The 25534-nt window shown below is 63.7% G+C and carries 27 protein-coding genes and 1 riboswitch; of the genes, 19 read left to right on the top strand and 8 right to left on the bottom strand.

All coding sequences use genetic code 11. The features are described 5' to 3' along the window. Positions 1 to 85 precede the first annotated feature (85 nt). Entirely contained in the window at positions 86 to 1486 is a 1401-nt protein-coding gene (locus AB4Z38_RS01595) for a glucose-6-phosphate dehydrogenase (RefSeq protein WP_441428091.1), read from the bottom strand. A 151-nt stretch (positions 1487 to 1637) separates the two neighbouring features. Between AB4Z38_RS01595 and ffh the strand changes: the two genes are divergently transcribed. Then, positions 1638 to 3209 carry a signal recognition particle protein gene (ffh, locus tag AB4Z38_RS01590; RefSeq protein WP_441428090.1) on the top strand — a complete coding sequence of 524 codons (1572 nt, stop codon included), beginning with the start codon at positions 1638 to 1640 and terminating at the stop codon, positions 3207 to 3209. A 103-nt stretch (positions 3210 to 3312) separates the two neighbouring features. Beyond that, positions 3313 to 4062 carry an alpha/beta hydrolase gene (locus tag AB4Z38_RS01585; protein WP_441428089.1) on the top strand — a complete coding sequence of 250 codons (750 nt, stop codon included), beginning with the start codon at positions 3313 to 3315 and terminating at the stop codon, positions 4060 to 4062. Here the strand turns inward: AB4Z38_RS01585 and thiC are convergent, their stop codons facing one another. Continuing rightward, entirely contained in the window at positions 4063 to 5892 is a 1830-nt protein-coding gene (gene thiC / locus AB4Z38_RS01580) for a phosphomethylpyrimidine synthase ThiC (protein WP_441428088.1), read from the bottom strand. Next, positions 5888 to 5995, bottom strand: a riboswitch (TPP riboswitch). It overlaps the preceding gene by 5 nt. Before the next feature lie 109 nt (positions 5996 to 6104). On the opposite strand from thiC, the gene AB4Z38_RS01575 reads away from it, so the two are divergent. The 17 genes from AB4Z38_RS01575 (at position 6105) to AB4Z38_RS01495 (ending at position 19915) form a co-directional block, all read left to right on the top strand. Next, positions 6105 to 7199 carry an amidohydrolase family protein gene (locus AB4Z38_RS01575; RefSeq protein WP_441428087.1) on the top strand — a complete coding sequence of 365 codons (1095 nt, stop codon included), beginning with the start codon at positions 6105 to 6107 and terminating at the stop codon, positions 7197 to 7199. Between the two features lie 78 nt (positions 7200 to 7277). Continuing rightward, positions 7278 to 8150 (top strand): VOC family protein, encoded by an 873-nt coding sequence (locus AB4Z38_RS01570; RefSeq protein WP_441428086.1) that lies wholly within the window; start codon positions 7278 to 7280, stop codon positions 8148 to 8150. 76 nt (positions 8151 to 8226) lie between these two features. Next, positions 8227 to 8670, top strand: a complete 444-nt coding sequence (locus AB4Z38_RS01565) for a hypothetical protein (RefSeq protein ID WP_441428085.1) — start codon at positions 8227 to 8229, stop codon at positions 8668 to 8670. Between the two features lie 195 nt (positions 8671 to 8865). Next, on the top strand, positions 8866 to 9288 hold the full coding sequence (gene rpsP / locus AB4Z38_RS01560) for a 30S ribosomal protein S16 (protein WP_059387673.1): 423 nt from the start codon (positions 8866 to 8868) through the stop codon (positions 9286 to 9288). Position 9289: 1 nt separating this feature from the next. Continuing rightward, complete coding sequence (locus AB4Z38_RS01555) at positions 9290 to 9532, top strand: RNA-binding protein (RefSeq protein WP_028267532.1); 243 nt, start codon at positions 9290 to 9292, stop codon at positions 9530 to 9532. A gap of 129 nt (positions 9533 to 9661) precedes the next feature. Further along, positions 9662 to 10225, top strand: coding sequence for a ribosome maturation factor RimM (rimM, locus tag AB4Z38_RS01550; RefSeq protein ID WP_441428084.1), 564 nt, complete (start codon positions 9662 to 9664; stop codon positions 10223 to 10225). A gap of 1 nt (position 10226) precedes the next feature. Next, positions 10227 to 11054, top strand: coding sequence for a tRNA (guanosine(37)-N1)-methyltransferase TrmD (gene trmD / locus AB4Z38_RS01545; protein ID WP_441428083.1), 828 nt, complete (start codon positions 10227 to 10229; stop codon positions 11052 to 11054). A 288-nt stretch (positions 11055 to 11342) separates the two neighbouring features. Beyond that, positions 11343 to 11702: a 50S ribosomal protein L19 gene (rplS, locus tag AB4Z38_RS01540; RefSeq protein WP_284984571.1), complete on the top strand. Its 360-nt coding sequence runs from the start codon at positions 11343 to 11345 to the stop codon at positions 11700 to 11702. A 78-nt stretch (positions 11703 to 11780) separates the two neighbouring features. Continuing rightward, positions 11781 to 12458, top strand: a complete 678-nt coding sequence (gene lepB / locus AB4Z38_RS01535; RefSeq protein WP_441428082.1) for a signal peptidase I — start codon at positions 11781 to 11783, stop codon at positions 12456 to 12458. Further along, positions 12459 to 13406, top strand: coding sequence for a signal peptidase I (lepB, locus tag AB4Z38_RS01530; protein ID WP_441428081.1), 948 nt, complete (start codon positions 12459 to 12461; stop codon positions 13404 to 13406). Further along, entirely contained in the window at positions 13406 to 14143 is a 738-nt protein-coding gene (locus tag AB4Z38_RS01525; protein ID WP_441428257.1) for a ribonuclease HII, read from the top strand. Before lepB (AB4Z38_RS01530) ends, AB4Z38_RS01525 begins: the two co-directional genes overlap by 1 nt. A 78-nt stretch (positions 14144 to 14221) precedes the next feature. Continuing rightward, a complete protein-coding gene (locus AB4Z38_RS01520; RefSeq protein ID WP_059387678.1) occupies positions 14222 to 14566 on the top strand; it encodes a DUF2469 domain-containing protein in 345 nt (114 codons plus the stop codon). A gap of 113 nt (positions 14567 to 14679) precedes the next feature. Then, a complete protein-coding gene (locus tag AB4Z38_RS01515) occupies positions 14680 to 15036 on the top strand; it encodes a YraN family protein (protein ID WP_441428080.1) in 357 nt (118 codons plus the stop codon). Next, entirely contained in the window at positions 15037 to 16581 is a 1545-nt protein-coding gene (locus AB4Z38_RS01510; protein ID WP_441428079.1) for a YifB family Mg chelatase-like AAA ATPase, read from the top strand. It begins immediately after the preceding gene. Positions 16582 to 16592: 11 nt separating this feature from the next. Continuing rightward, positions 16593 to 17819, top strand: coding sequence for a DNA-processing protein DprA (dprA, locus tag AB4Z38_RS01505; RefSeq protein WP_441428078.1), 1227 nt, complete (start codon positions 16593 to 16595; stop codon positions 17817 to 17819). 365 nt (positions 17820 to 18184) lie between these two features. Then, on the top strand, positions 18185 to 19150 hold the full coding sequence (locus AB4Z38_RS01500) for a tyrosine recombinase XerC (protein WP_441428256.1): 966 nt from the start codon (positions 18185 to 18187) through the stop codon (positions 19148 to 19150). A 261-nt stretch (positions 19151 to 19411) separates the two neighbouring features. Beyond that, positions 19412 to 19915, top strand: a complete 504-nt coding sequence (locus tag AB4Z38_RS01495; protein WP_078108617.1) for a DUF3145 domain-containing protein — start codon at positions 19412 to 19414, stop codon at positions 19913 to 19915. Between the two features lie 102 nt (positions 19916 to 20017). Here the strand turns inward: AB4Z38_RS01495 and fabF are convergent, their stop codons facing one another. From fabF to AB4Z38_RS01465, 6 genes are all read right to left on the bottom strand, one after another. Beyond that, positions 20018 to 21253, bottom strand: a complete 1236-nt coding sequence (gene fabF / locus AB4Z38_RS01490) for a beta-ketoacyl-ACP synthase II (protein WP_441428077.1) — start codon at positions 21251 to 21253, stop codon at positions 20018 to 20020. A gap of 140 nt (positions 21254 to 21393) precedes the next feature. After that, positions 21394 to 21639, bottom strand: coding sequence for an acyl carrier protein (locus tag AB4Z38_RS01485; protein WP_345449978.1), 246 nt, complete (start codon positions 21637 to 21639; stop codon positions 21394 to 21396). A gap of 110 nt (positions 21640 to 21749) precedes the next feature. Continuing rightward, entirely contained in the window at positions 21750 to 22811 is a 1062-nt protein-coding gene (locus AB4Z38_RS01480; protein WP_441428076.1) for a beta-ketoacyl-ACP synthase III, read from the bottom strand. After that, positions 22808 to 23737 carry an ACP S-malonyltransferase gene (locus AB4Z38_RS01475; RefSeq protein WP_441428075.1) on the bottom strand — a complete coding sequence of 310 codons (930 nt, stop codon included), beginning with the start codon at positions 23735 to 23737 and terminating at the stop codon, positions 22808 to 22810. The genes AB4Z38_RS01480 and AB4Z38_RS01475 overlap by 4 nt, the downstream gene beginning before the upstream one ends. 88 nt (positions 23738 to 23825) lie before the next feature. Further along, positions 23826 to 25070, bottom strand: a complete 1245-nt coding sequence (locus AB4Z38_RS01470; protein ID WP_441428074.1) for a PucR family transcriptional regulator — start codon at positions 25068 to 25070, stop codon at positions 23826 to 23828. A gap of 206 nt (positions 25071 to 25276) precedes the next feature. Next, the coding region (locus AB4Z38_RS01465; protein ID WP_441428073.1) for a hypothetical protein at positions 25277 to 25534 on the bottom strand (258 nt) is incomplete at its 5' end.

Raw genomic sequence — 25534 nt, 5'->3', positions numbered from 1 at the left:
CACCAACGCAAAGGAGGGGCCGGGTACCTGCAAAGGTACCCGGCCCCTCTTGCGTGTGCGTTTCCGAAGGAGTGCGGCCGGCTGGCTAGCCCCCGACGGCGGTGGGCCAGTCCGCGGGACCGGGCCCGCCGGCGTCGTACTCTTCGAGCGGCACGGAATCCTTGGCCCAGGCCTTGATCACGGGCTCGATGATCCGCCAGCAGTCGACGGCGGTGTCGCCGCGGACTGAGAGCAGGGGATCGCCGGTAATGACGCCCTCCAGCACTTCTCCGTAGGGCAGCAGATCGGAAGCATTCAATTCTGCGTTGAGTGTCACGCGATTGAGCGTGAAGATGTTCCCGGGACCGTTGACGTCGACGTCGAGCTGCAGGGTGTCAGGACCGAACCCGATGCGCAGCCGGTTGGGGGAGTCCACGCCCTCGAATCCGGACGGCAGGTGCGGAACGGGCCGGAAGGTGACAATGGCCTCTTTCCGCGCGGCACCCAACGCCTTTCCCGAACGCAGGATGAAGGGGACGCCTTTCCAGCGCCAAGTGTCGATTCCCACTTCGACTTCCGCGAGTGTCTCCGTTTCCCGGGCAGGGTCCACGCCCGCTTCCGCGACATAGTCCGGCACGTCCCGGTCGCCGATCCGGCCGGCCGTGTACCGTGCCCGTCGCGTGGACTTCTTGTAGGGTGCGGTGATGCTGCTCGCACGCAGCACCGTTGAAATCGCGTCGCGGAGATCGCGCTCGCCGATGCTGGAGGGGGCATCGATGGCCAGCAGCGCCATGATGTGGAGCAAATGGCTCTGGATCATGTCCTTGAGGGCGCCGGCGCCATCGTAGTAGCGCGCACGCCCCTCGAGTGCGAGGTCTTCGTCGAAGATGATCTCCACCTTCTCGATGTGGTCCCGGTTCCACACCGGCTCCAGGAAGCTGTTGGCGAAGCGCAGGCCCAGGATGTTGAAAACGGTGGCCTTGCCAAGGAAGTGGTCCACGCGGTGGATGTGGTCTTCCGGGACCAACGCGGCGAGGGTCTTGTTGAGTTCCCGGGCGGATTCGGAACCGGATCCGAAAGGTTTCTCCATCACGAGGCTTGTTCCGGGAGGAAGTTGCCCGGCGGTGAGGACCTCGCAGGCCTTCTGGCTGATGTGCGGGGGCAAAGCGAAATAGACGGCGATTGGTGCTTCGAGCCCGGCCAGGAGCGTCGCGAGCTGGCCATCCGCGGTGACATCCAATTGATGGTATTCGGTACTTTTCTCCAGGGCCGCGATTGCTTTCTTGCCCGCGGCACCTGCGCCCTTGGCGGCCTCCTCGAACGCGCCGCCCACGCGTTTGGTCCACTGCTGGGGCGTCCACGGGTCGGAGCCGGCTCCGACAAGCTTCAGGCCGTCTGCGAGGCCGTTGGCCACGAGCCTCGCAAGGCCCGGCAACAGCAATCGGCCCGTCAGATCTCCGGAGGCGCCTAGGATGAGCAACGTATTTACTGTTGTTTTGCTGGTCACTGTGCCAGCATGCCATCTTGCAGTCGCGTCTTGGTACCCTAGATAGTCGAGTCCCTCAGTTGAGTCAGATTTGTTTGGGGCAGGAATCGTCAAGATATTGGTGCGTCGGAACGGCCGCCATTCGTAGACCATTGAAAGAAGTGCACGGCGCGTGTTCAATTCACTCTCTGACCGGTTGACAGCAACCTTCAAGAATCTCCGTGGCAAGGGCCGCCTCACCGAGGCCGACGTCGACGCCACCGTCCGGGAGATCCGGCGCGCCCTTCTGGACGCCGACGTTGCCGTTCCCGTGGTCCGCGAGTTCACCGGCCGCATCCGTGAACGTGCCCTGGGCGCCGAGGTTTCCGCGGCACTGAACCCGAGCCAGCAGATCGTCAAGATCGTCAACGAGGAACTCCAGGAGATCCTCGGCGGAGAGACCCGTCGTATCCGCTTGGCGAAGACCGGCCCCACCATCATCATGCTCGCCGGCTTGCAGGGTGCGGGTAAGACTACCCTCGCGGGCAAGCTTGCCAAGTGGCTCAAGGCACAAGGCCACAGCCCCGTGCTGGTTGCCGCCGACCTCCAGCGTCCCAACGCCGTGACGCAGCTCCAGATTGTCGGTGAACGCGCCGGTGTTCCCGTCTTCGCACCGCACCCCGGCACCACCTCGGATCTGGATGTTCCCACCGGCGACCCCGTCGCCGTCGCACGCGCCGGCGTCGACGAAGCCCGCCAGAAGCTGCACGACGTCGTGATCGTGGACACCGCGGGCCGCCTCGGCGTCGACGCCGAAATGATGGACCAGGCGCGCCGCATCCGTCAAGCGATCATCCCGAACGAAGTTCTGTTCGTGATCGACTCCATGATCGGCCAGGACGCCGTCAACACGGCGGTTGCCTTCGATGAAGGCGTCAACTTCACGGGTGTTGTGCTGTCAAAGCTCGACGGCGACGCCCGCGGTGGTGCCGCACTCTCGGTAGCGTCTGTCACCGGAAAACCGGTCATGTTCGCGTCCACCGGTGAAGGCCTCGACGACTTCGAACTGTTCCACCCGGATCGCATGGCTTCCCGCATCCTCGATATGGGTGACGTTCTCACCCTGATCGAGCAGGCCGAGAAGAACTGGGACAAGGATGAAGCGGCCCGGATGGCGAAGAAGTTCGCCGACCAGGAAGACTTCACCCTGGACGACTTCCTCGCCCAGATGCAGCAGATCCGCAACATGGGTTCTATGAAGAAGATGCTCATGATGATGCCGGGTGCGCAGAACATCCGCCAGCAGCTGGAGCAGTTCGACGAGCGCGAAATCGATCGCGTGGAGGCGATTGTCCGCTCCATGACCCCGCATGAGCGTTTGGCTCCGAAGATCATCAACGGTTCCCGTCGCGCCCGCATCGCCCGTGGTTCCGGTGTCCACGTCTCCGAGGTCAATGGCCTCCTGGAGCGTTTCGCGCAGGCCCAGAAGATGATGAAGAAACTGGCCCAGGGCGGCGGCATGCCCGGGATGCCTGGCATGCCCGGCCTCGGTGGCGGCGGTTCCCGCAAGGGAAGCAAAAACGCGCCCAAGAAGAAGGCCCGTTCCGGAAACCCCGCCAAGGCTGCCCAGGAACTGCGCGACGCCGAGAACAAGCGGGCGAAAGCCGTTCCCACCGGCGCGGCATTCGGCCAGGCTGGCGGCGACTTCGATCCCTCGCAGCTGAACCTGCCCAAGGGCTTCGACAAGTTCCTCGGCGGCAAGTAGCCGTCTCGCCCAACTAGCTCGCAGCAGGTGTCGTTTAGAGACCTCATAACGACAACAACTGCTGGCTAGTTGGGTTGTCAGCCCTGTGCCATAGGCTGGGGGGATGCAAAAGCAGCGCGTTGTGTTCGTCCACGGAGCCGGTACATTCGGCGCTGCCGCTTGGCCGAAACAACACGGCATGGCGCTGAAGTACGACGCACTGTTCCTGAAACGCCACGGCTTTGATGCGCAGGCCGAGCCTTTGGAATCGGACGTTGCCGCCGATGTGGACATTATCCTGGAGTGCCTTGGAGGACGGGAGTCCGCGCCATCCTCCGGCCCGGCGCGTGGAGGCCATGTCGTAGCGCACTCCCAAGGCGCGATTTCCGCGATGTTGGCAGCGGTGGAGAGGCCGGACCTGGTCCGCTCCCTCGTGCTGGTTGAACCGGCGTGCCTTTCCTTGACTGCCGAGTTGCCCGCCACCGCGGCTTACCGGGCATTGATGGAGCCCTTGTTCGCGATCCGGCACGAACTCAGCGACGACGATTACCAACGTGAATTCGTCCGCCGGGCGTTTTCCTCGGAGGCGGCCGTCCTCAGCACCCCGGAGGCCAGGCGTACCGCTCGACGACTGCGGCTCCAGGCTCCGCCGTGGGAAGCGCCCCTGCACATTGTGCCGGGAGTCCCCACGCTTGTCCTGACCGGTGGTTGGGAACCCCTGTACGAAGAGATCGCCGGCTACCTGCAGGAAACCGGCGCCCTCCACCGCGTTGCGGCTGGAGGACACCGGCCTCATGACTCAGTTGAAGGGGACCGGATGATCCGGTCCTTCATTGCGGATGTCAGCCGCGCCGGATCAGTCCAGGCTTCCTGATCAGTTCAGGCTTCCTGACTTCGTTCCGGGCTTTCCTGCGGGAACCTCGAGCTCCGGCAAGTAGACCTTGCCGCCCGATGCCAGGAACTCCTCGCTCTTTTCGCGCATCCCGCTGTACATTTCCGCGATGGCCGCTTGGGAATCCGCGGAGCCGTATTCGTCGCGGATGTCCTGGCTGATGCGCATGGAGCAGAATTTCGGTCCGCACATGGAACAGAAATGCGCGGTCTTGGCCGGTTCGGCCGGGAGCGTCTCATCGTGGAACGCTTCCGCGGTGACCGGATCCAATGACAGAGCGAACTGGTCACGCCAGCGGAACTCGAAGCGGGCCTTGGACAGGGCATCGTCGCGTTCGTGGGCACCGGGGTGTCCCTTGGCAAGGTCAGCGGCGTGGGCAGCGATTTTGTACGTGATTACCCCGGTCTTGACGTCGTCCTTGTTTGGCAGGCCAAGGTGTTCCTTTGGAGTGACGTAGCAGAGCATCGCGGTTCCGTAGCGTGCGATCTCCGTGGCGCCGATGGCAGAGGTGATGTGGTCGTAGCCCGGGGCAACGTCGGTGACGAGGGGGCCCAAGGTGTAGAACGGGGCGCCCTTGCAGAGCTCTTGCTGGCGCTCCACGTTCTCCCGCACCAAGTGGAAGGGAACGTGGCCGGGCCCTTCCACCATGACCTGGACGTCGAATTCCCATGCCCGCTGCGTCAACTCGGCCAAGGTGTCGAGTTCGGCGAACTGCGCGGCGTCGTTGGCGTCCGCCGTCGCTCCCGGGCGCAAGCCGTCGCCGAGCGAGAACGCGACGTCGTACTTGGCGAAGATTTCGCAGAGTTCGTCGAAATGGGTGTACAGGAAGTTTTCCTCGTGGTGCGCCAGGCACCAGCCGGCCATGATTGAGCCGCCGCGGGAAACGATGCCCGTGACGCGGTTCGCGGTGAGCGGCACGTAGCGCAGCAACACGCCGGCATGGATGGTCATGTAGTCCACGCCCTGCTCGCATTGTTCAATGACGGTGTCGCGGAAGATCTCCCATGTGAGTTTGTTGGCTTCGCCGTTGACCTTCTCGAGGGCCTGGTAAATGGGCACGGTGCCGATCGGCACGGGGGAGTTGCGGATGATCCATTCGCGGGTGGTGTGGATGTCGTCACCCGTGGACAGGTCCATGACGGTGTCCGCGCCCCATTGCGTGGCCCACTGCAGCTTGTCCACTTCTTCGGCGATGGAACTGGTGACGGCCGAGTTGCCGATATTGGCGTTGATCTTCACGAGGAACGCCTTGCCGATGATCATCGGTTCGGATTCGGGGTGGTTAATGTTGTTGGGAATGATGGCCCGGCCGGCGGCGACTTCGCTGCGGACCAGTTCAACATCGCAGTTCTCGCGAAGTGCCACGAACTGCATTTCGGGCGTCACGATCCCCTGCTTGGCATAGTGCATCTGTGTCACGGTCTTGCCGTCGACGGCGCGGCGGGGCACCGGCTGTGCGCCCTTCCACTCAGCGGAGGCGGCGCCGCGGCGCACGGCCGACTTGCCGTCGTCGAGCAGGTTCCGTTCGCGGCCGCTGTATGCCTCGGTGTCGCCGCGGGCGTCGATCCACTCGCTGCGGAACGGCTCGAGGCCAACCACGGGATCACTTCCTGGCCCTGCAGTGCGGTACACCTGGAAAGGCGCGTTGGCCTCGCCGTTGGGGGATGGTTCCAGGGCGATTTCCGTGACCGGAACCCGGATTCCCGTCTCCGTGTCTTCCAGGAACGCGAGGGAATGCGACTTCAGGGACTGGGTCACCTCTTGCGCCGATCCGTTTTTGGTAGGGCTCAGCTGTGTTTCTTTGGTGCTCAAAGGATTACTCACTTCCTTCGCCGGCATTACCCGGACAGGTTCAACGGTCGCAGGCTGCGTCAGCCCGATCTCAGCCCTTGCAAGGGCCCCCGTGTGGTCGTAGACGAAGCTACCACAGCTGTTGGTGCCCAGGACAGATGTGACGGAGGAGAGATGTGGCCGAGGACAGATGTGACCGGGCCGGGAACGGCGCAGGAGTTTAAGGTGGAATCATGGCGGAAATCATCGAGTTCAGCGGCGCCGTCCTCACGGGACCGAAAGAAGAACGGCGTGGCCTCTGGTCGGTCGACGGAAGGCTGACCTTTCTGCCGCCCGCTGCCGCGCCCGACGTCATCCTGGACGGATGGGTGTTGCCCGGTCTGGTGGATGCGCATTGCCATGTTGGATTAGGCAAGGGCGGAGCGGTGGACGATCAGACTGCCCGACTGCAGGCGACGGCGGACCGGAACGCCGGGACGCTCTTGATCCGCGACGCCGGATCCGCAAGCGACACGCGCTGGCTGCAGCGCCGGACGGACATGCCCAGGATCATCCGCGCAGGCAGGCACATCGCCAGGCAACGCCGGTACATTCCCGGACTGGCCGAAGAAGTCGAACCGGAGGATCTGGTGGAGGCGGTGCGCAAGCAGGCACGGTCCGGAGACGGCTGGGTCAAGATCGTCGGGGACTGGATCGACCGCTCGGCAGGGGATCTTGGCCCGTCCTTTCCCGCCGCCATCGTCAAGGACGCCGTCGCCGCGGCACACGGCGAGGGAGCCCGGGTGACTGCCCATTGCTTCGCCGAAGGGACTATCGACGACATGCTCGACGCCGGCATCGACTGCATCGAGCACGCCACCGGCCTACTTCCGCACCACATTCCCAGGCTCCTGGACCAGGGTGTGCCGATCGTTCCCACCCTGATCAACATTGCTACTTTTCCGGACATCGCGAAGCAGGCGGAAGCGAAGTTCCCGCGTTACGCCGCCCACATGACCAGGCTGTGGGAGCTCAGGCATGAACGCGTCGCCGAGGCATTCGACGCCGGAGTGCGGGTGTATGCCGGGACCGACGCCGGCAGCGTCATCAAGCACGGCCGGATCGGCGAGGAAATCCTGGAACTGCACCGCGCCGGCCTTTCGGCTGCCGCGGCCCTCGATGCCGCCTGCTGGTCCGCCCGTGAGTGGCTGGGTGCCGACGGCATCAGCGAAGGTGCCAGTGCCGACGTCGTGCTCTACGCAAAGGATCCCCGGGCGAGCCTTGAGGTGGTGCTGAATCCGCAATGCACCGTGCTGAGGGGGCATATTTCAGGAAGTGCCGGGCATTAGGAATAAATTGAAGCTTCAAGTAATTTGGATGTATAGAGGTTGCCGAAAGGCGGCGCCACAAAATACCGGGAGTTTCACATGACCATCACATCCAGCCAGGATCTCCTTCCTGCCGAACTCACCATGGGTACCGTCATGCTCAAAGTGGGGGACATGAAGCTCATGGGCGACTACTACCAGCGGGCGCTGGGGCTGGACGTCGTCGCCGAACAGGATGGCGGACTCTACTTCGGCAGGCTCGGCAAGCCGTTGGTGCACCTCGCGCCGGCCTCCGGGCTCCAGATCCCGGGTCGTGGAGAGGCTGGACTCTTCCATACAGCCTTGCTCTTCGAAGACCAGTCCTCGCTCGCCGCAACCGTTGCCTCCGCCGCGCAGTACGAACCCCACGCCTTCGTCGGCAGCGCGGACCACCTCGTCAGCGAGGCGTTCTACTTCACGGATCCTGAGGGCAACGGCATCGAGCTCTATTACGACAAGCCCCGCGAAGGCTGGGAGTGGAACGGCAGTTCCGTCGTCATGGACAGCCTGCCGCTCCCGCCGCAGCGTTACCTCCAGCAATACCTGAGCGAAGCGGCGGTGACGGGCCAGCATGAGGCGGGCGCCGGCGTCGGGCATGTCCACCTCCAGGTGGGCGACGTGCAGACTGCCCATGATTTCTATGTCGACACCTTGGGCTTCGAGCAGACCGCCGGGTGGCACGGCCAAGCCCTGTTCGTCTCCGCGGGAGGCTACCACCACCACATGGCCATGAATGTCTGGAACAGCCGCGGTGCAGGTGCGCGCAAGGATACGCTCGGTCTCGGCGAGGTTGTTATCGAGGTGCCGTCAGGAGACGACGTCGGCGCGCTCGCCGACCGCCTCAAGGTTGCCGGCATTGGCTCCCACCACACCGGCCAGGAGTTGCGCTTCGAGGACCCGTGGCGCAACCGGCTGCGGGTCGCCGTCCGCTAGGGTGGAGAACACGGCGTGGCGCATTTCGGCCGCTGCGCCGCAGCTCCGTTGCCACGAATGAATGAGAGTACTTTCCATGGGCTTTGCTGAAATCTTTGTTGCCACCCACGATGAAGCACTCAAGAGGGCCGCTGCCCTGGAGAAGGGCAGTGACGTATCCGGCGCCGCAGTACGGATCCCGGGGATCAGCGATTTCGAAGTAGAACAACTCGGCGACCTCGCCGGCACGGCCGTGCACGCTCCCGGGGCCGACTATGAGCTCGCTTTGGTGGACGTCACCAGCGACGCCTTGCTGGGCGTCCCCGAAGCCATGGTGCGCGCCCTGTCCGAGCTTCTCAGCTACGAGACCGAGGGCGAAGGAAGCATCCTCGACGACGTCGCCGAACGCTGGGCGGCCCAAGAAGATATGCCCTTTGATGCCCAGCAGTCCCGCCTGTACGTCCAGCAGTTGGCGGCGCTCGCGAGCGACGTCGAAAACGCCGAACGGGCCGGTCTCTACGTCTGGTCCGCAGAGCAGTAACTCCGCAGAAAACCCGCCGCACGGGCCGCGTGTTCGAAATACTGTCTGCCATCTGGCACAATGGACAGGTACTCGATCCGCGCGGCCCCTCTCTCCGTGTGTGCATCTTGTCCTTGGAACCCTCAAGTATGGCCCGCCCCACGGGTGCAGAACGACGGGCTCAACCCCGTTTCAGAAACAGGAGTGACCACAAAAGTGGCCGTAAAGATTCGCCTTAAGCGCTTCGGTAAGATGCGCGCACCTTACTACCGCATCGTCGTCATGGACTCCCGCGCCAAGCGCGATGGCCGTGCGATTGAAGAAATCGGCAAGTACCACCCCACCGAAGAGCCCTCGTACATCGAGGTCGTCTCCGAGCGTGCACAGTACTGGCTGTCCGTCGGCGCCCAGCCGACCGAGCAGGTTGCCGCGATCCTCAAGATCACCGGTGACTGGCAGAAGTTCAAGGGCCTCCCGGGCCAGGAAGGCACGCTGAAGACCAAGGTCGCCAAGCCTGCTTTCGTTGCACCGGAGAAGGGTTCCGTTATCATCCCGGAAGCCATCACCAAGAAGGCCAAGCAGTCGGAAGCAACTGAAGCTCCCGCTGACGCTGAAGCAGAGACCACCGAGGCTGAGTAAGTTGCTGGCAGAAGCGCTCGAGCACTTGGTCCGTGGGATCGTTGACAGCCCTGAGGACGTCAAGGTCAGTGCAAAGAACAACCGCCGCGGGGAATCCCTCGAGGTGCGCGTTCACCAGGACGACCTCGGACGGGTGATCGGTCGCCAGGGTCGCACCGCACGCGCTTTGCGCACTGTGATTGCGGCATTGGCGGGCGGCGAGCAGGTCAGGGTCGACGTCGTCGACACCGACCGTCGCCGGTAACGCGCTCAGCAATACTTGTCTTAAATCCGGCCCCTTCACCAGATTATGGTGGAGGGGCCGGATTGTTTTACGAGCAAACCCCAGCCTTGGTCCCTAAGCCGGCCCCAGCGAAGAAAACAGAGGAATCCCATGCAGCTCCAGGTTGCCCGAATCGGCAAGCCCCACGGAATCCGCGGCGAAGTCACGGTCCAGGTGCTCACTGACGCCCCCGGCGATCGTTTTGTCCCGGGCACCGAATTTGTAGTGGAGCCGGCAAAGGCCGGTCCTTTGACCATCACCAGCGCCCGGTGGAACAAGGACATCCTGTTGCTCGGTTTCGAAGAGATCTCCACGCGCAACCAGGCGGAAGAAATCCGCGGCGCGAAGCTGTTCATCGAGACGGAAGAGCTGGAAGAGGACGACGACGAAGGCTGGTATGAGCATGAGCTCGTCGGGCTTGAGGTCCGTGTCGGCTCGCAGGCCGTAGGCAAGGTGACCGCACTCAACACCATGCCGGTCCAGGACCTGCTGGTCATTGAAGACGCAGCCGGCAAGGAAATCCTGGTGCCTTTCGTTGAAGAGATCGTGCCCGAAGTCAACGTCGAGGACGGCTATCTGCTGCTCACCCCTCCGCCGGGCCTCTTCGAACTGAACACCGATGCTTCCGCCTCCGACGCGGAAGAGGACGACGCTGAAACCAAGGATGATGCCTAAAATGCGCGTCGACGTCGTCAGCATCTTTCCCGAGTACCTGGCGCCACTAGAGCTTTCCCTCATCGGCAAGGCCCGTCAGGACGGGCTTCTGGAGCTGAATGTCCATGACTTGAGGACCTTCACCACGGACAAGCACCGCACGGTGGATGACACTCCGTACGGTGGCGGTGCGGGCATGGTCATGAAACCGGAGCCCTGGGCCCAGGCCTTGGAATCCATTGCAAATGCGCAGGCTGCCGCAATTGGGGACTCGTCGGACGGACCGACGAAGCCGGTCCTGATTGTCCCGTCGCCCGCGGGGGAGCGCTTCAACCAGGCCCTTGCCTATGAGCTCGCCGAGGAAGAGCAGCTCGTTTTCGCCTGCGGCCGCTATGAAGGCATCGACGAGCGCGTCATGGAGTGGGCGGCAGGGCACTTCACGGTCCGCCCGGTCAGTTTGGGCGACTACGTCCTCAACGGCGGCGAGGTTGCAGTCCTGGCCATGGTCGAGGCCATCGGACGGTTGCTTCCGGGCGTCGTCGGCAATCCCGAATCGTTGGTGGAGGAATCCCATTCGGACGGCTTGCTGGAGTACCCGGTCTACACGAAGCCCTCGTCATGGCGCGATCGTGACGTGCCCGCTGTCCTTTTGAGCGGCAACCACGGCAAAATCGCCCAGTGGCGGCGGCACGAACAGTTCCGGCGCACGGCGGAACGCCGCCCGGACCTTCTCGTAGAGTTCGACGCCGGCCGCCTGGCGCGTGCGGACCGCACGGCTTTCGGCGAACTCGGGTACGACGTCGTCGACGGCCGCTTGCGGCGCCGCCCGGACGGCGACCTCCCGGACTGAGCCTGCCGCCGTCGGGCAGTTTCATCCACGGCCCGATCGCAACAACCGGGCCGCTTTCGCGGGATTCGCCGGAACTCGCGGGGTGTGGCAGAATTAACCCTTGTGTCAACTGGGTTCGCGCCTGCCACAGGGGGAGCGTCACCAACAGCCTGACAACCCGGAACCGCCAATCAGTGGTGGTACCGGACTTGAAAATCTTCGGCGGTAATTTCCGGACGGCCTTGCGCCCCGGGCTTGCCCGCCGTGACCCAAAGTGGATGACCTGTGGCGTTCACCAGGAGTGGATTAATGCATATCCTCGATAGCGTAGATGCAGCTTCGCTGCGTAACGATGTTCCCGAGTTCCGCGCGGGTGACACCATCAAGGTTCACGTGAACATCATCGAAGGCAAGAACTCCCGTGTCCAGGTCTTCCAGGGCTTCGTCCTGGGCCGCCAGGGTGACGGCGTTCGCGAAACCTTCACGGTCCGCAAGGTCTCCTTCGGTGTCGGCGTAGAGCGTACCTTCCCGGTGCACTCCCCGATCATCGACAAGATCGAGGTCGTCACCAAGGGTGACGTCCGCCGCGCCAAGCTTTACTACATGCGCGCACTGCGCGGCAAGGCTGCGAAGATCAAGGAAAAGCGCGACTTCGCCACCGGCAAGTAGGTCTTTCGACCAACAGCGGGTCCTGGATTCGTGTCCGGCCTGCGCCGGAGAAATCCGCAACGCAACAGGAAACGAATCATGGACCACGCAAAACGCCAGCCCCGGAAACAGGGCTGGCGTTTTGTTTTGCTCGCCCTTGTCCTGGCCGTGGCTATCAGCGGGCTTGTTCGGTCGTTGTGGATCGACGTCTACTTCATCCCCTCCGAGTCCATGGAGCCGATCCTGGGCACCGGCGACCGCATCCTTGTGTCCCGGACGGATTTCGCCGCAGACCCTATTCGCCGTGGAGACATTGTGGTCTTCGACGGCAGGGGAACCTTTGCTCCGCTGAACAGCGGCAAAGGACCGTTTGCCGACGCCGTCGCTGCCGCCGGCCATTGGCTGGGCCTGACGGGTAGCGACACCACATACGTCAAACGTGTCATCGGGCTTCCCGGAGACCACCTCGTTTGTTGTGGCACCGATGGCAAACTCACAGTCAACGGTCAGTCACTTGAGGAACCCTATCTGTATCCCGGCGACACGCCGAGCGAACAGAGATTCGACGTCATCGTTCCCAGTGACCGATTGTGGCTCATGGGGGACCACCGTTCACGATCGGCCGATTCGCGCAGCCTTCTCGGCGCGCCCGGCGGAGGAATGGTGCCGCTGGAGCGTGTCATCGGGCGTCCGGTCCGGATTATCTGGCCGCTTGATAGATTTGCAGAACTACCTCGCCCTGCGCAGGCCGGTACAACCTCGAAGAACGGACAATAGATGCCCGAGACAACTCCCGGGAAGCCGGAACGGCACGACGACGACGCCCGGCTCCTGGACGGACCGTCCGCTCCCGCCATGGATCTTGCGGCGGACGACGCCGATCCGGCTCCGGGGAGCGAGACTGGCTCGACGACGCCCCGGCCTGAGGAGCATGAGTCTCCGCGCCGCGCGGCGCGGCGGAGTTCGCGGCTGGAATCGGGCGAAAGCGATCGCTCCGAAACTGCCGGCAAAACCCACGGCAGTCCGTTCCTCGGCTGGCTCAGGGAAATCGGCACCGTGGTGGTCATCGCGATCGTATTGTCGTTCCTTATCAAGACCTTCCTGTTCCGTGCTTTCTTCATTCCCTCTGAGTCCATGGTCAACACCCTTGACGTTGACGACCGGATTTTCGTTAATCTGCTGGTCCCGCAACCGTTCGCACTGGAGCGCGGCGACATCGTGGTCTTCAAGGACGCACAAGGATGGCTTCCGCCCACGCAGAAGACGTCGCCGGGGCCCTTCAAATGGTTCCAGGACGGTCTTGTCTTCGTCGGGCTGCTCCCGGACGAGACCAATCAGCACCTCGTCAAGCGCGTGATCGGCCTGCCGGGGGACCGGGTCTCCTGTTGCGACAGTTCCGCGCGGGTCAGCGTCAACGGCTCGGTCCTCAACGAGAGCTACATCAATCCTGCCCAAGTTCCCATGGCCAAGTCTTTCGATGTAGTGGTCCCGGCGGGCAAGATTTGGGTTATGGGCGACAATCGCAACAACTCGGCCGACTCCCGCGAACACCAATCAGTCAATGGTGGTTTCATCGACATCTCCGACGTCGAGGGCAAAGCCACGGTTATCGCCTGGCCCATCAACCGTTGGCAGATCCTTGACAACCACTCCGAGGTCTTCCGCAACATTCCCGCGCCGTCGCCCCAGAACACGGCTTCACCGACGGCTCCAGCGGGCAAATGATGGCTCCGGCGGGGACAGGAGCGGCAACTCCGGTTCGAACGCAGCGAAAACCCGCCGCGCGGGCGAAGCGCGCTCCCGATTTTCCCACCCTTGACGTCGAGCGGAGTTTCCTGTCTCCGGGGGTCACGCTGCTGGCCGGCGTCGATGAAGTGGGCCGTGGAGCCCTCGCCGGACCGGTGTCGGTGGGGATCGCCGTCGTCGACCTCAGGGACCACGGCCTGCTCGCCGATGTCCGCGACAGCAAGCTTCTCAAGCCCGAAGACCGCGAGCGGTTGGAACCGTTGGTACGCGAGTGGGCGGTTGGCTCCGCGGTGGGCCACGCAAGTTCGGCGGAGATCGATGCGTTGGGAATAGTGGGCGCCCTGCGCCTTGCCGGAACACGCGCCTGGTTCGAAATTCTCGCCTCGGGAGTACGTCCGGACCTCGTCCTGCTGGATGGGAGCCACAACTGGCTCTCGCCCCAGAGCCAAGGGTCCTTGTTCGACACCGAGCCGTCCGGGCCCGGCTGCGAGGCGCCGGTGCACACCCGGGTGAAGGCGGACATGAGCTGCCTCAGCGTAGCGGCCGCCAGCGTGCTGGCCAAGGTGGCCAGGGACCGCATCATGATTGGGCTGCACGAAGAATATCCGCCCTTCGGTTGGAACGAGAACAAGGGTTACGCCACGTCTTTCCACCGCGATGCCATCCGCTCGTTGGGTCCCACGCCGTACCACCGGACCAGCTGGAACCTGCTCTAGACTCTGCTTTTCCTTGTCCTGGATGCCGCTTGCCCGACCGTGGCGGCGTGTGCGCCCTCTATGGTGCAAGATGGATCTATGAGTGCCGAGGATCTTGAGAACTACGAAACCGACATGGAGCTCCAGCTCTACCGCGAATACCGCGACGTCGTTGGTTTGTTCAGCTACGTTGTCGAGACCGAACGCCGGTTCTATCTGGCAAACCATGTTGACCTGCAGGCCCGCAGTGCCGATGGCGAGGTCTACTTCGACCTGACGCTCCAGGATGCCTGGGTCTGGGACGTCTACCGTTCGGCCCGATTCGTGAAGAATGTCCGGGTTATTACGTTCAAGGACGTCAACGTCGAAGAACTGCCCCGCAGCGAGGAGCTTTCCCTGCCTAAAGACGGCGATCTAGGCGATCTCGGCAACCTGGGCAACTAGGAAAGCCCGGCAACTTCTCCTCCACACCGTCTGACTGACGGAGTTTCCCACATAGCCAAACTGCTCCCTGTCTTTGGCCTCTCCGTGCCTCCACGCTGGTAACGGAGGTGGTCATGAAGGCCAAAGACTTGTTGGGCCGGCAAGGTGAAACGCTGGCCGTAACTTTCCTTGAAACCCAGGGAATGCGGATTGTGGACCGCAATTGGAGATGCTCCGAGGGCGAGATCGACATCGTGGCGCTCGACGGCGACACTCTTGTGATCGCCGAGGTCAAGACCAGGAAGAACCTGGCCTATGGGCATCCTTTCGAAGCGGTTGACGCAGCCAAACTCGCTCGGCTCCATCGCCTGGCCCTTTCCTGGTGCCGTGATCACGAACTGCGCGCCCCGCGCCGCCGGGTGGATGTCGTGGGAATCATCGACGACGGCGTCGGCCCGCCACAGCTCGAACACCTCAGGGGCGTGGGCTAGGTGGGCGTGGGTCGAAGCTACTCCGTGGCGCTGCTGGGCCTGAACGGATACATCGTGGAGGTCGAAGCAGATATCGGCCAAACCCTCCCCAACTTCGTGATCCTGGGCCTGCCGGACGCTTCGCTGAACGAAGCCAAGGAACGCATTCGTTCCGCTGCACAGAATTCCGGCATCCCGCTGAGCCGCCGAAAGATCACCGCAAACCTGATTCCGGCCTCACTGCCGAAGCGTGGCTCGGGGTTCGACCTCGCGATCACCATGGCAGTATTGCGCGCTGCCGGAGATATCCGTTCCACCGAAGGTACGGTCTTCATCTCCGAGTTGGGGCTGGATGGCAGGTTGAGGCCGGTTCGCGGCATCTTGCCGGCGGTCATGGCAGCGGTTCAGGCTGGCCACGACGAGATTGTGGTGGCCCAGGCAAACGTCGCCGAGGCAGAGTTGGTTCCCGGGGCAGTGGTTCGTGGCTACAAGACCCTGGCTCGCCTTGCCTTTGATTTCGGGGCCAATCCGCAGGATCTGGCCCTGGATTATGACCCGGCCGACGGTGACGCCGCGGGAGGAGATCAGGACGTCGGTACCGCGGTCGTTCCGGATCTTTGTGATGTCTCAGGGCAGGGCGATGCCCGCCGCGCCTTGGAGGTTGCCGCGGCCGGGGCACACCATGTACTGCTTTGCGGTCCTCCGGGTGCGGGCAAGACGATGCTGGCCGAGCGGCTCCCGGGACTCTTACCGGATTTGGGGGACCAGGAAGCCATGGAGGTCACGGCGATCCACTCGCTTTCTGCTGTCCATGTTGATTCGGTACAGCTGTTGCGCCGCCCGCCTTTTGAGAACCCCCACCACAGTGCGACTGCCGCAGCCATCATTGGTGGTGGCTCCGGCCTGCCCCGGCCAGGGGCGGCATCACGGGCGCACCGTGGCGTCTTGTTCCTGGACGAGGCACCCGAGTACGAGCGCCGGGTCCTGGACGCCCTGCGGCAGCCTCTGGAAAGCGGTGAGCTTGTCATCCATCGCTCCGCCGGCACTGCTGCATATCCGGCCCGGTTCCAGCTGGTCCTCGCGGCGAATCCTTGCCCTTGCGGCAAGGCCACCGGCAAGGGAGTCGATTGCACCTGCACTCCAGTAATGCGGCGCCGCTACTTCGGGCGCATGTCCGGGCCGTTGCTGGACAGAGTGGACATCCAGCTCCAGGTGGAACGTGTGTCCCTCGCGGACTTTGGCCAATCCCGCGCGGCGGAGGACACAGCTACTGTCGCCGGGAGGGTCCAGGCCGCCCGGTCACGGCAACGGGAACGGCTAGGGAGCTTCGGGATGGAAACCAATTCACAGGTTCCCGGGCGTGTCCTGCGCGGCGAACTGCGCCTCCCTTCCGCGACCACCAAGATTCTGGATACTTCCCTCGAGCGTGGAATCCTCACGGCGAGGGGCTACGACCGCGTCCTGCGCCTCGCATGGACCCTTGCGGATCTGGGCCACCGGAACCAACCCCACAGCGACGACATCGGGCAGGCCCTCGGCTTGCGGCAGGCGGTCGCGGCCGCATGAAAGGACACGCCATGACTGAACACGGACAGCGGCCCACCCCGGACGCGCCGGACCGGAAAAGGGAGCGCCTAGCCCGGGCAGCGCTATCACGGCTCATGGAACCACAAGATGCGGCCGGGTTCGCGTTGGTGCAGGCCGCCGGGGCCGTTGACGGTCTCAGAATAGCGACCGGCGAGCTCGCTCCCGGGCCCGGGCTTGAGCAGGAAGTGGCTTCCCTGTTTGTTGACAGCGGGGTATCTTCTGCCGGAGCCGGTTTGGCCGCTGCATTGAGACGGTGGGCGCCACGGATCCCGGACCTTGCCCCGGAACGGGATCTTGCCACGATGCAACGCCTCGGTGGCCGCATGATCATCCCCGGCGACACGCTGTGGCCGGCGCAGTTGGCGGATCTGGGCCTTCATGAACCGCTGTGTTTGTGGTGGCGGGGACACGAATTGGAGTTCCCACCCATGCGGCGGGTTGTGGCCCTCGTAGGCTCACGGGACAGTACAAGCTACGGGGCCTCCGTAACGGGTGATTTTGGCTATGGGCTGGGTCAGCGCGGCTGCACCGTCGTGTCTGGAGGGGCTTACGGTATCGACGCTCATGCGCACCGCGGGGCTTTGGCCGGTGGCACAGGCGACATGCCGACCATCGCGGTGATGGCCGGGGGCGTGGACCGATACTATCCATCCGGAAATGAGGATCTGCTGCGTGCCGTGGCAAACCAAGGGGCGGTCATCGCCGAGGTACCCCCGGGCTCGGCGCCCACCCGCTACCGGTTCCTCCAGCGGAACAGGATTATCGCCGCCTTGGCAGCCGTGACCGTGGTGGTGGAAGCGCGATGGCGTTCGGGTGCCCTGAACACAGCCCATCATGCCGAATCCATTGGCAGGGTGATCGCGGCGGTTCCGGGGTCCATCCACAGTGCCAACTCTGCGGGCTGTCATAGGCTCCTCAGGGATGGCGGGGCTGTCTGCGTCACGGACGTCGGTGAGATCGCTGAACTGGCGGGGTCGAGCGGTGAGGCGCTCGTCGCGGATAAGGATGCGGCCGCGTCGGACCACGACGGACTCACCCTCGAGGACCTGATACTGCTCGACGCCCTGCCGGTCCGCTCGACGAGCTCGGTAGAGAAGCTCGCTGTCGTGGCTGGACTCAGCCCCGAATCCGTCAGGGCCGGACTTGGACGCCTCGGCTTGTTGGGCCTGGCGGTATCAGTGAGCGGCGCCTGGAAAAGGTCGGGGAAGCAGGGTTGAGTTTGGGACTGGATGGCAGGTTGGGCCTGGTTCGGAGTCTCAAATTTCATAATTTAATTGACAGTTGACACTCAGTTGCTTGGGGGTTGGCGTAGCGTCACTAGGGACGACATGGGGGACCGTCCTTCTGTCGTTTCAGCAAAGGAGCCGAAGTGACTATGAAGTCAAAGGCGCAGCCCGCGAGGTTCGTGATTGGACAGCAAATCGGTCTTTTTCTGATCGTGGGAGCGGTCTTGTTCGTCCAAGGCGGCCCTGGACCGCTATGGCTTTGGGTTCTTTTCGCGGTCTGGCAGGGGTTGCTCCTGTGGCAGTACTACAGGATTTACAGGTCCATCGCTCAAAGGTGAAGATGGTCGAACGTGGCGATGCCAGCCACCGGGCCCGGCGGCTGGCACAGTGGAAGGGTGCAAGAGAAACCGCTCCCCGAAGCGCTCGCCGGGTCCGTTGAGGACTTCCGGCGTTACCTCGAAAGCGAACGGGCCAGGTCTGCGCACACAGTGAGGGCGTACATCGCAGACGTCGAAAACCTGCTGCGCTTCGCCGTAGCGGAGGGCGTGGGGGAGCTCGCAGCCCTGGAACTCGGCACCCTTCGGCGTTGGCTGGGGGCACAAAGCGAATCCGGCCGGTCCAGGGCAACGCTCGCCCGGCATGCTGCGACAGCCCGCGCGTTCACCTCCTGGGCCCTGCGGGAAGAACTCATCGCGACAGACCCTGCTCTTCGCCTCCAAGCCCCCAAACGGGACCACACGCTCCCTGGCGTCCTTCATCAGCAGCAGGTCTCCAGGATCTTCGAAAATCTGTCAGAGGCAGCCGCGGACGGCTCTCCGATGCCGCTGAGAAACCGCGCCGTCGTCGAATTGCTCTATGGCACGGGGATCCGCGTCGGCGAGCTCGCCGGCCTGGACATCGACGATCTCGACACGGAGCGCCGAACTCTTCGCGTGCTCGGCAAGGGCAACAAGGAGCGGACGGTGCCCTACGGTGTCCCGGCTGCGCTCGCCGTCGACGACTGGCTCCGGCGCGGCCGTCCACGGCTCGCCACCGAGCGTAGCGGACCGGCACTCTTTCTCAGTTCAAGGGGCAACCGTATCGATCAGCGCCAGGCCCGCAGCGTTGTCAACGACCTCCTGGCCGCTTTGGGGGATACCGCGGCAACCGGACCCCACGCCCTGCGCCACACCGCCGCCACCCACTTGCTCGACGGCGGGGCGGACCTGCGTGCCGTCCAGGAAATTCTGGGGCACAGCAGCCTCGCAACAACCCAGATCTACACCCATGTGTCGGTCGACCGTCTTCGCAAGAGCTATCAACAAGCCCACCCCCGTGCATGAAGCCCTGGAAACCGTGCAACACTTCGAAGAGTCCCAAGGGGGGAAATCCGCCCGTCCATGAATCGCACTGGCGTAATTCCGGTCCGTACGGCAAAATGAAAGCACTGTGGGGAAACTTTCAACCTAAACTTGAATGTTCTTCCGCTGCGGAAAAAAATCATAGATAGGTAGGGAAACCGGAACGGCGCGGCACCCGCGCAGCAAAATTTCATCCAGGCAGAGGTCGTTGGGGAAGACGTACCTACAGCTATGGAGGATGGAATGTCTGTTGCAATAACCCGCGGTGTCTTGTTTGTGCATTCGGCCCCTACCGCGTTGTGCCCTCACGTTGAGTGGGCCATCGGATCGGTCGTTGACAAGCGGACCGATCTTGAGTGGACCCCTCAACCTGCCGCGCCCGGAATGTTCCGCGCCGAGCTCTCTTGGGCAGGAGTCCCTGGAACGGGTGCCCAATTGGCTTCGGCACTGCGAGGGTGGGCGCACCTTCGCTACGAAGTCACCGAGGAACCGAGCCAAGGCGTGGACGGTGCGCGTTGGTCGCACACACCGGAGCTGGGTATTTTCCATGCCGTCACCGATGTCCACGGCAACATCATGGTGACTGAGGACCGCATCCGCTACGCCTATGAGTCGGGGGCGGGAGATCCTGCCGCCGTCTACCATGAGCTTTCCTTGGCGCTCGGTGAGGCCTGGGACGAAGAGCTCGAGCCCTTCCGGCATGCCGCCGAAGGCGCCCCTGTGCGCTGGCTCCACCAGGTCGGTTAGGGAACAAAGTACCGAGACAGTTTTCCATAGCAAAGAGGAGGGCCCCACCACGGTGGGGCCCTCCTCTTGTGCCTGGCTTGTGCCTCGAACCGGCGGAGACCCTCAGACGTTGCGGATGGCGACGACCGCGTTGTGGCCACCGAAACCGAAGGAGTTGCTCAAAGCGACGATGTCACCCGCGGGCAAAGTGCGTGCCGAAGTGACGACGTCGAGCGGGATCTCCGGATCCTGGTTCTCAAGGTTGATGGTCAACGGCGCCTGGCGTTTGTAGACGGCAAGAACCGTCAGCACTGCTTCTACGGCCCCTGAAGCACCCAACAGGTGGCCCATCTGCGACTTGGTAGCGGAGACTGCCACATTGTCGACGTGGGCGCCCAGCGCGGCACGGAGCGCCGTGTACTCGGGCTTGTCACCGACAGGCGTCGAGGTGGCGTGGGCGTTGACGTGCACGACGTCCTCGGCCTGGATGCGTCCATCGAACATGGCAGCCTTCAAAGCGCGGGTAGCGCCCAGGCCTTCCGGGTCCGGTGCCGTGATGTGGTAGGCGTCAGCTGTGACCGAAGTACCGGCGAGCTCAGCGTAGATGCGCGCGCCGCGGGCGATCGCGTGCTCTTCGGCTTCCAGGACCAGGGCGCCGGCGCCTTCGCCCATGACGAAGCCGTCGCGGTCGCGGTCGTATGGCCGCGAAGCGTGCTCAGGATCGTCATTGCGGCGGGAGAGCGCCTGCATCGAGGAAAACGCCGCGAGGGGCATCGGGTGGATGGCGGCTTCGGCACCACCGCACACGACGACGTCGGCCTTGCCCGAGCGGATGAGATCCAGGCCGAGGTGCATCGCTTCGGTGCCGGAAGCGCAAGCCGAAACCGGGGTGTGCGCACCGGCGCGGGCACCAAGGTCAAGGCTGACCGCAGCCGCGACGCCGTTCGGCATGAGCATGGGGACCGTCATGGGCAGAACCCGGCGGGGGCCCTTTTCCCTCAGCGTGTCCCAAGCGTCCAGGAGCGTCCAGACGCCGCCGATGCCCGTGGCGAAAGCCACGGCAAGGCGATCGTGGTCGATTTCGGTGATCCCGGAATCTGCCCATGCCTCGCGGGCGGCGATGACGCCGAATTGGGTGGACGGGTCCATGCGCTTGGCTTCAACGCGGCTCAGAACCTCGAGGGCCGGCGTCGAGCACCGGGCGGCAAAGTGGACCGGAAGGTCATACTTGGCAACCCACTCGTCCTCGAGTGTGTGGGCACCGGAGACCCCTTTGAGCGCGTTCTTCCACATCGTGGGGACGTCGCCGCCGATGGGCGTTGTAGCGCCCAGACCGGTTATGACTACTTTGCGTGCCATGCGATCACTCTCTGTCGGATCAGCCAACCCATGTGCTGTTCTCACTGGGGAGGCAGGAAAAAACTTTGGGAGATATAGCAGCTGTGCCGGACTTCGGATGCAACAGGGCGCACCCGAAGTCCGGCACAGTTGAGGCCAGGCTAGACCTGTGCGTTCGAGATGAAGTTGACGGCGTCGCCGACGGTCTTGAGGTTCTTGACCTCTTCGTCCGGGATGCGGACGCCGAACTTCTCTTCAGCGTTGACGACGATCGTCATCATGGAGATGGAGTCGATGTCCAGGTCCTCGGTGAAGGACTTGTCCAGCTCCACTGCTTCAGTGGCGAGGCCGGTCTCTTCGTTCACGATTTCAGCCAGGCCGGCCAGGATTTCTTCGTTGCTAGCCATTGTTGGCTCCTTTTCTTGTTGTGCCGGCTATTGCCGGAAATGGGGGCAAACCGCGGATACGGCTTGGGTTTCAAAGCACTATTCAATTGGAAGGTAGGCGCGGTCCGAAACTACGGAAGAACGATTACCTGGGCACCAAACACAAGACCGGCACCGAAGCCGATCTGCAGGGCAAGTCCACCGCTGAGCGCAGGGTTCTCCTTGAGGAGTCGGTGCGTGGCCAGCGGAATGGAGGCGGCAGAGGTGTTTCCCGCATCAGCGATGTCCCGTGCAACCACCACGGTTTCGGGAAGTTTGAGCTTCTTGACCATTTCATCGATGATCCGCATGTTCGCCTGGTGGGGGACGAACGCTGCCAGATCCGAGGCTTCAATCCCTGCGGCGTCGAGGGCTTGCTGGGCAACCTTCGCCATTTCCCAGACGGCCCAACGGAAGACCGTCTGGCCGTCCTGGCGGAGCGTCGGCCAAACATCCTGCGCTGCGGAAATAATGGCCTGATCGTCGGATTCGTCCGAATGGCGGGCAGTCTCGCCAAGGTTGCGGACTTCGTCGAGGGAATGCGTCATGCCGATCGCGTTCCACTTGCTGCCATCGGATCCCCAGACGGACGGGGCAATGCCGGGGGTGTCGGACGGGCCGATGATCACGGCGCCGGCGCCGTCGCCAAGAAGGAAGGATATGGTTCGTTCATGGTTGTCAATGACGTCTGAGAGTTTCTCAGCGCCGACCACCAGGACGTATTCAGCCGCGCCCGATCGGACCAGGGCATCGCCCTGGGCAATGCCGTAGCAGTAGCCTGCACATGCCGCGGAGATGTCGAAGGCCGGTGCCGGGGTGGCCCCCAAACGGTCGGCGAGGGCGGCAGCCGCGGACGGCGTGGCATACGGGTGCGTGACGGTGGAGATAATCACGGCACCCAGCTGGGAAGCCTCAATGCCGGCCTGCTTGAGTGCCTCACGGGCGGCCCCCTCGGCCATGTCGATGACGCTGACATTGGCTGCGGCACGGTGGCGGGTCACGATCCCCGTGCGCTGGCGGATCCATTCGTCCGAGGAATCGATCCACTGGCAGACGTCGTCGTTGGTGACGATGATGTCCGGGCGGTATGCACCGATGCCGGCAATGCGTGAATATTCCCTCGTCGGTGCTTGCTTTAGTACTGGGGCGCTCATGCGTCTCCCTCCAATTCCGCGAAGAGTGCAAGGGCCGCGGACAAATCATCCGGTGTCTTGACGGCAACGGTTTTCACGCCGGGCATGCCGCGCTTGGCGAGGCCGGCCAGGGTGCCGGCCGGTGCCAGCTCGATGAGTCCGGTGACTCCGCGCTGGACCAGGTTCTCCATGCACAGGTCCCAACGCACCGGTCGCGAAACCTGGGCGATCAGGCTTTCGACGGCGGCGCCGCCGTCCGTGACCTCCTGGCCGTCGAAGTTCGAGAGCAGGGGAACCGTGGGAGCCTGCGGCTTGAGGGACGGACGCAGTGCTTCAAGCGCGCTCACGGCCGGAGCCATGTGGGAGGTGTGGAATGCTCCGGCGACCTTCAGCGGGATGACCCTGGCCTTGGCCGGCGGGTTGTCAGCCAGTGCCTGGAGCTGCTCGAACGTGCCTGCGGCAACGGTCTGGCCCGCTCCGTTGACGTTGGCGGGAGTCGCGCCGGCAGCCTCAATAGCGGACAGCACCTCGGCCGGATCACCGCCGACGATGGCACTCATTCCGGTGGGGGTGACGGCGGCGGCAGCGGCCATGTTGTTGGCACGCTCGCGGACGAACGTCATGGCTTCTTCCTCGCTCAGGACACCGGCAAGCGCCGAGGCCGTGATCTCCCCGACCGAGTGGCCGGCAAGGACGATCGGAAGGGTACTGAGTTCGACGTCGAACAGCGATTTCGCTGCCACGAGCCCTGCGGCAACAATCAAGGGCTGCGCGATGGCAGTGTCCTTGATGGTTTCTTCATCCGAGGTGGTGCCGTGGGCCTTGAGGTCGATGCCTGCGATTTCGCTCAGGGAGGCCAAATGGCCTTCGACGGAAGGGAGCTCCAGCCAAGGGGCCAAAAATCCAGGGGTCTGGGAGCCCTGTCCAGGGCAGACGATTGCAAGCACGTAACCAGCTTTCCAAATTGCCGCGTGAACTACTGGTGTTTGCGTACACCAAGCTCACTGGGTCAGTTTGTAGGAAGTCTACAACGGTTCAACCCGCGGATCGGGTACCGTGACGCTCCGACGTCGCCTTTGGCTGGGCCGAAAGCCTGCCCACGACCAACGCAGTTTGGAGCACGAAAGCCTCCCGGGGAAGGAGTGGATCCCACCCTGTGACGTCACAGACGCGCTTGAGACGATACCGCACCGTGTTTGCGTGGACGAACAGCTCGCGGGCAGTTGCTTCGAGGGAATGGCCAAGTTCCAAATAGGTACTGAGGGTTTCAACAAGGCCGTTGGAAGCGGCCAGCAGCGGCCGGTAAATGTTCTTGATGAGGGAACGGCGGGCAGCGTCATCACCGGAGACTACGCGCTCCGGGAGGAGGTCGTCCGCGGCTACCGGTCGCGGAGCCGAAGGCCAAGCCTTGGCGGCGGTGAGCCCTGCAAAGGCCGCCTGGGCAGAGCTGCTTGCCTCCAAGAGGGAGCCGGCCTCGGGTCCGTAGACCACCGCGCCGGGGGCGAAAAGCTCGCTTAGTTTCAGATACGCGGTGTCCCGGTCCTGCACGCCACCCAGAATCAGGATGAGGCGGTCGCCCTGGATGCCTACGAGGGCGTCCTCCGCGTAGCGTCCTGCGGTCCGGCGCAACTCGCTCACATAGCTTGCGCTTGGTTCCGACGGCGAGTTTCCGACCATCACCGTGAAGCGCTCCTGGGCCTTCCAGCCGAGGGCCGCGATCCGGGAACGAAGGGCGTCGGTATTCTCGCCACGGAGGATAGCGTCCACAATCAGGGCTTCGAGCCGGGTGTCCCAGGAACCGCGGGACTCGGCGGCGCGGGCATATACATCCGCGGCGGCGAATGCCACTTCGCGCGAATAGCGGAGGACTGCTTCGCGCAAGGAAGGCTGGTCGGCTTCGGGTGCGATCACGGGGACCTGGTCCTCGACTACCTCGACGACGATCCGGATCAGCTGGAGGGCCTTTTGCAGGCTGATGGAGCGGGTCAGCTCCGTGGGAGCATTCCCGAAGACGTCCGTCAGGATCCACGACGGCGAACTCGGCCGTTCGTACCACGTCACGAAAGCGGCGATTCCGTTTTGGGCGACCAGGCCCAAGGCTGAACGTTCGTCGGAGCTCAGCCGGCTGTACCACGGCAGCGATTTCTCAAGCTTGCGCATGGTGGTGGTGGACAATTGCCCCACATTGGCGCGCAGCCGCTTGAGGGTCTCCGCCTTTTCCGGTGTTACGGTGCGCGCAGCCCCTTTGCGTTTTGCGGGGGTTTGAATCGGCTCTGACATGCCTTGAGCATACGGCGCATCATCCACAAGCTCCATTTGTGCGAAGGCTACAACTGCGATTGGTGCGCGTCACACGCCGGCTGCGCCGATTCGTGTTGCCGAGCGATTGTTGGCGCCCGGGTCTTAACGCCCGACGGCGGCACGTACCTTTTCGGTGCGGGCCGCCGTCGGGATGTTGCCTGGCTTCGCTTTGCTTCGCTGGTGGCTTAGCTTTCGCCGCCTGCCCCTCCGGTGGTGCCGGCGTTGACGTCGAGGAGACTGTACTTCTCGATTGCCTGGGCTGCCGCCTGCGGGTCAACTTCGCCTCGGCGGGCGAGGAGTTGCAGGGTCTTCACGACGATGGAGTGGGTGTCGTTTTTGAAGAAGCGGCGTGCGGCCTGGCGGGTGTCGGAGAAGCCGAAGCCGTCGGCGCCGAGGGAGGCGAATTCGTTGGGGATGAATTGGCGGATCTGGTCCGGGACGGC

This window comes from Arthrobacter sp. 2RAF6 (assembly GCF_052115205.1).
Taxonomy (GTDB): Bacteria; Actinomycetota; Actinomycetes; order Actinomycetales; family Micrococcaceae; genus Arthrobacter.
The sequence above is the reverse complement of the archived record's forward strand: the minus strand, read 5'-3'. Positions and strand labels throughout refer to the sequence as shown.

Excerpts from the sequence above, each read along its gene's own strand:
- AB4Z38_RS01585 (WP_441428089.1), top strand. The coding sequence starts at position 3,313 with ATGCAAAAGCAGCGCGTTGTGTTCGTCCACGGAGCCGGTACATTCGGC.
- AB4Z38_RS01575 (WP_441428087.1), top strand. The coding sequence starts at position 6,105 with ATGGCGGAAATCATCGAGTTCAGCGGCGCCGTCCTCACGGGACCGAAA.
- AB4Z38_RS01570 (WP_441428086.1), top strand. The coding sequence starts at position 7,278 with ATGACCATCACATCCAGCCAGGATCTCCTTCCTGCCGAACTCACCATG.
- AB4Z38_RS01565 (WP_441428085.1), top strand. The coding sequence starts at position 8,227 with ATGGGCTTTGCTGAAATCTTTGTTGCCACCCACGATGAAGCACTCAAG.
- rimM (WP_441428084.1), top strand. The coding sequence starts at position 9,662 with ATGCAGCTCCAGGTTGCCCGAATCGGCAAGCCCCACGGAATCCGCGGC.
- trmD (WP_441428083.1), top strand. The coding sequence starts at position 10,227 with ATGCGCGTCGACGTCGTCAGCATCTTTCCCGAGTACCTGGCGCCACTA.
- rplS (WP_284984571.1), top strand. The coding sequence starts at position 11,343 with ATGCATATCCTCGATAGCGTAGATGCAGCTTCGCTGCGTAACGATGTT.
- lepB (WP_441428082.1), top strand. The coding sequence starts at position 11,781 with ATGGACCACGCAAAACGCCAGCCCCGGAAACAGGGCTGGCGTTTTGTT.
- lepB (WP_441428081.1), top strand. The coding sequence starts at position 12,459 with ATGCCCGAGACAACTCCCGGGAAGCCGGAACGGCACGACGACGACGCC.
- AB4Z38_RS01525 (WP_441428257.1), top strand. The coding sequence starts at position 13,406 with ATGGCTCCGGCGGGGACAGGAGCGGCAACTCCGGTTCGAACGCAGCGA.
- AB4Z38_RS01520 (WP_059387678.1), top strand. The coding sequence starts at position 14,222 with ATGAGTGCCGAGGATCTTGAGAACTACGAAACCGACATGGAGCTCCAG.
- AB4Z38_RS01515 (WP_441428080.1), top strand. The coding sequence starts at position 14,680 with ATGAAGGCCAAAGACTTGTTGGGCCGGCAAGGTGAAACGCTGGCCGTA.
- dprA (WP_441428078.1), top strand. The coding sequence starts at position 16,593 with ATGACTGAACACGGACAGCGGCCCACCCCGGACGCGCCGGACCGGAAA.
- AB4Z38_RS01500 (WP_441428256.1), top strand. The coding sequence starts at position 18,185 with ATGCCAGCCACCGGGCCCGGCGGCTGGCACAGTGGAAGGGTGCAAGAG.
- AB4Z38_RS01495 (WP_078108617.1), top strand. The coding sequence starts at position 19,412 with ATGTCTGTTGCAATAACCCGCGGTGTCTTGTTTGTGCATTCGGCCCCT.
- fabF (WP_441428077.1), bottom strand. The coding sequence starts at position 21,253 with ATGGCACGCAAAGTAGTCATAACCGGTCTGGGCGCTACAACGCCCATC.
- AB4Z38_RS01485 (WP_345449978.1), bottom strand. The coding sequence starts at position 21,639 with ATGGCTAGCAACGAAGAAATCCTGGCCGGCCTGGCTGAAATCGTGAAC.
- AB4Z38_RS01480 (WP_441428076.1), bottom strand. The coding sequence starts at position 22,811 with ATGAGCGCCCCAGTACTAAAGCAAGCACCGACGAGGGAATATTCACGC.
- AB4Z38_RS01470 (WP_441428074.1), bottom strand. The coding sequence starts at position 25,070 with ATGTCAGAGCCGATTCAAACCCCCGCAAAACGCAAAGGGGCTGCGCGC.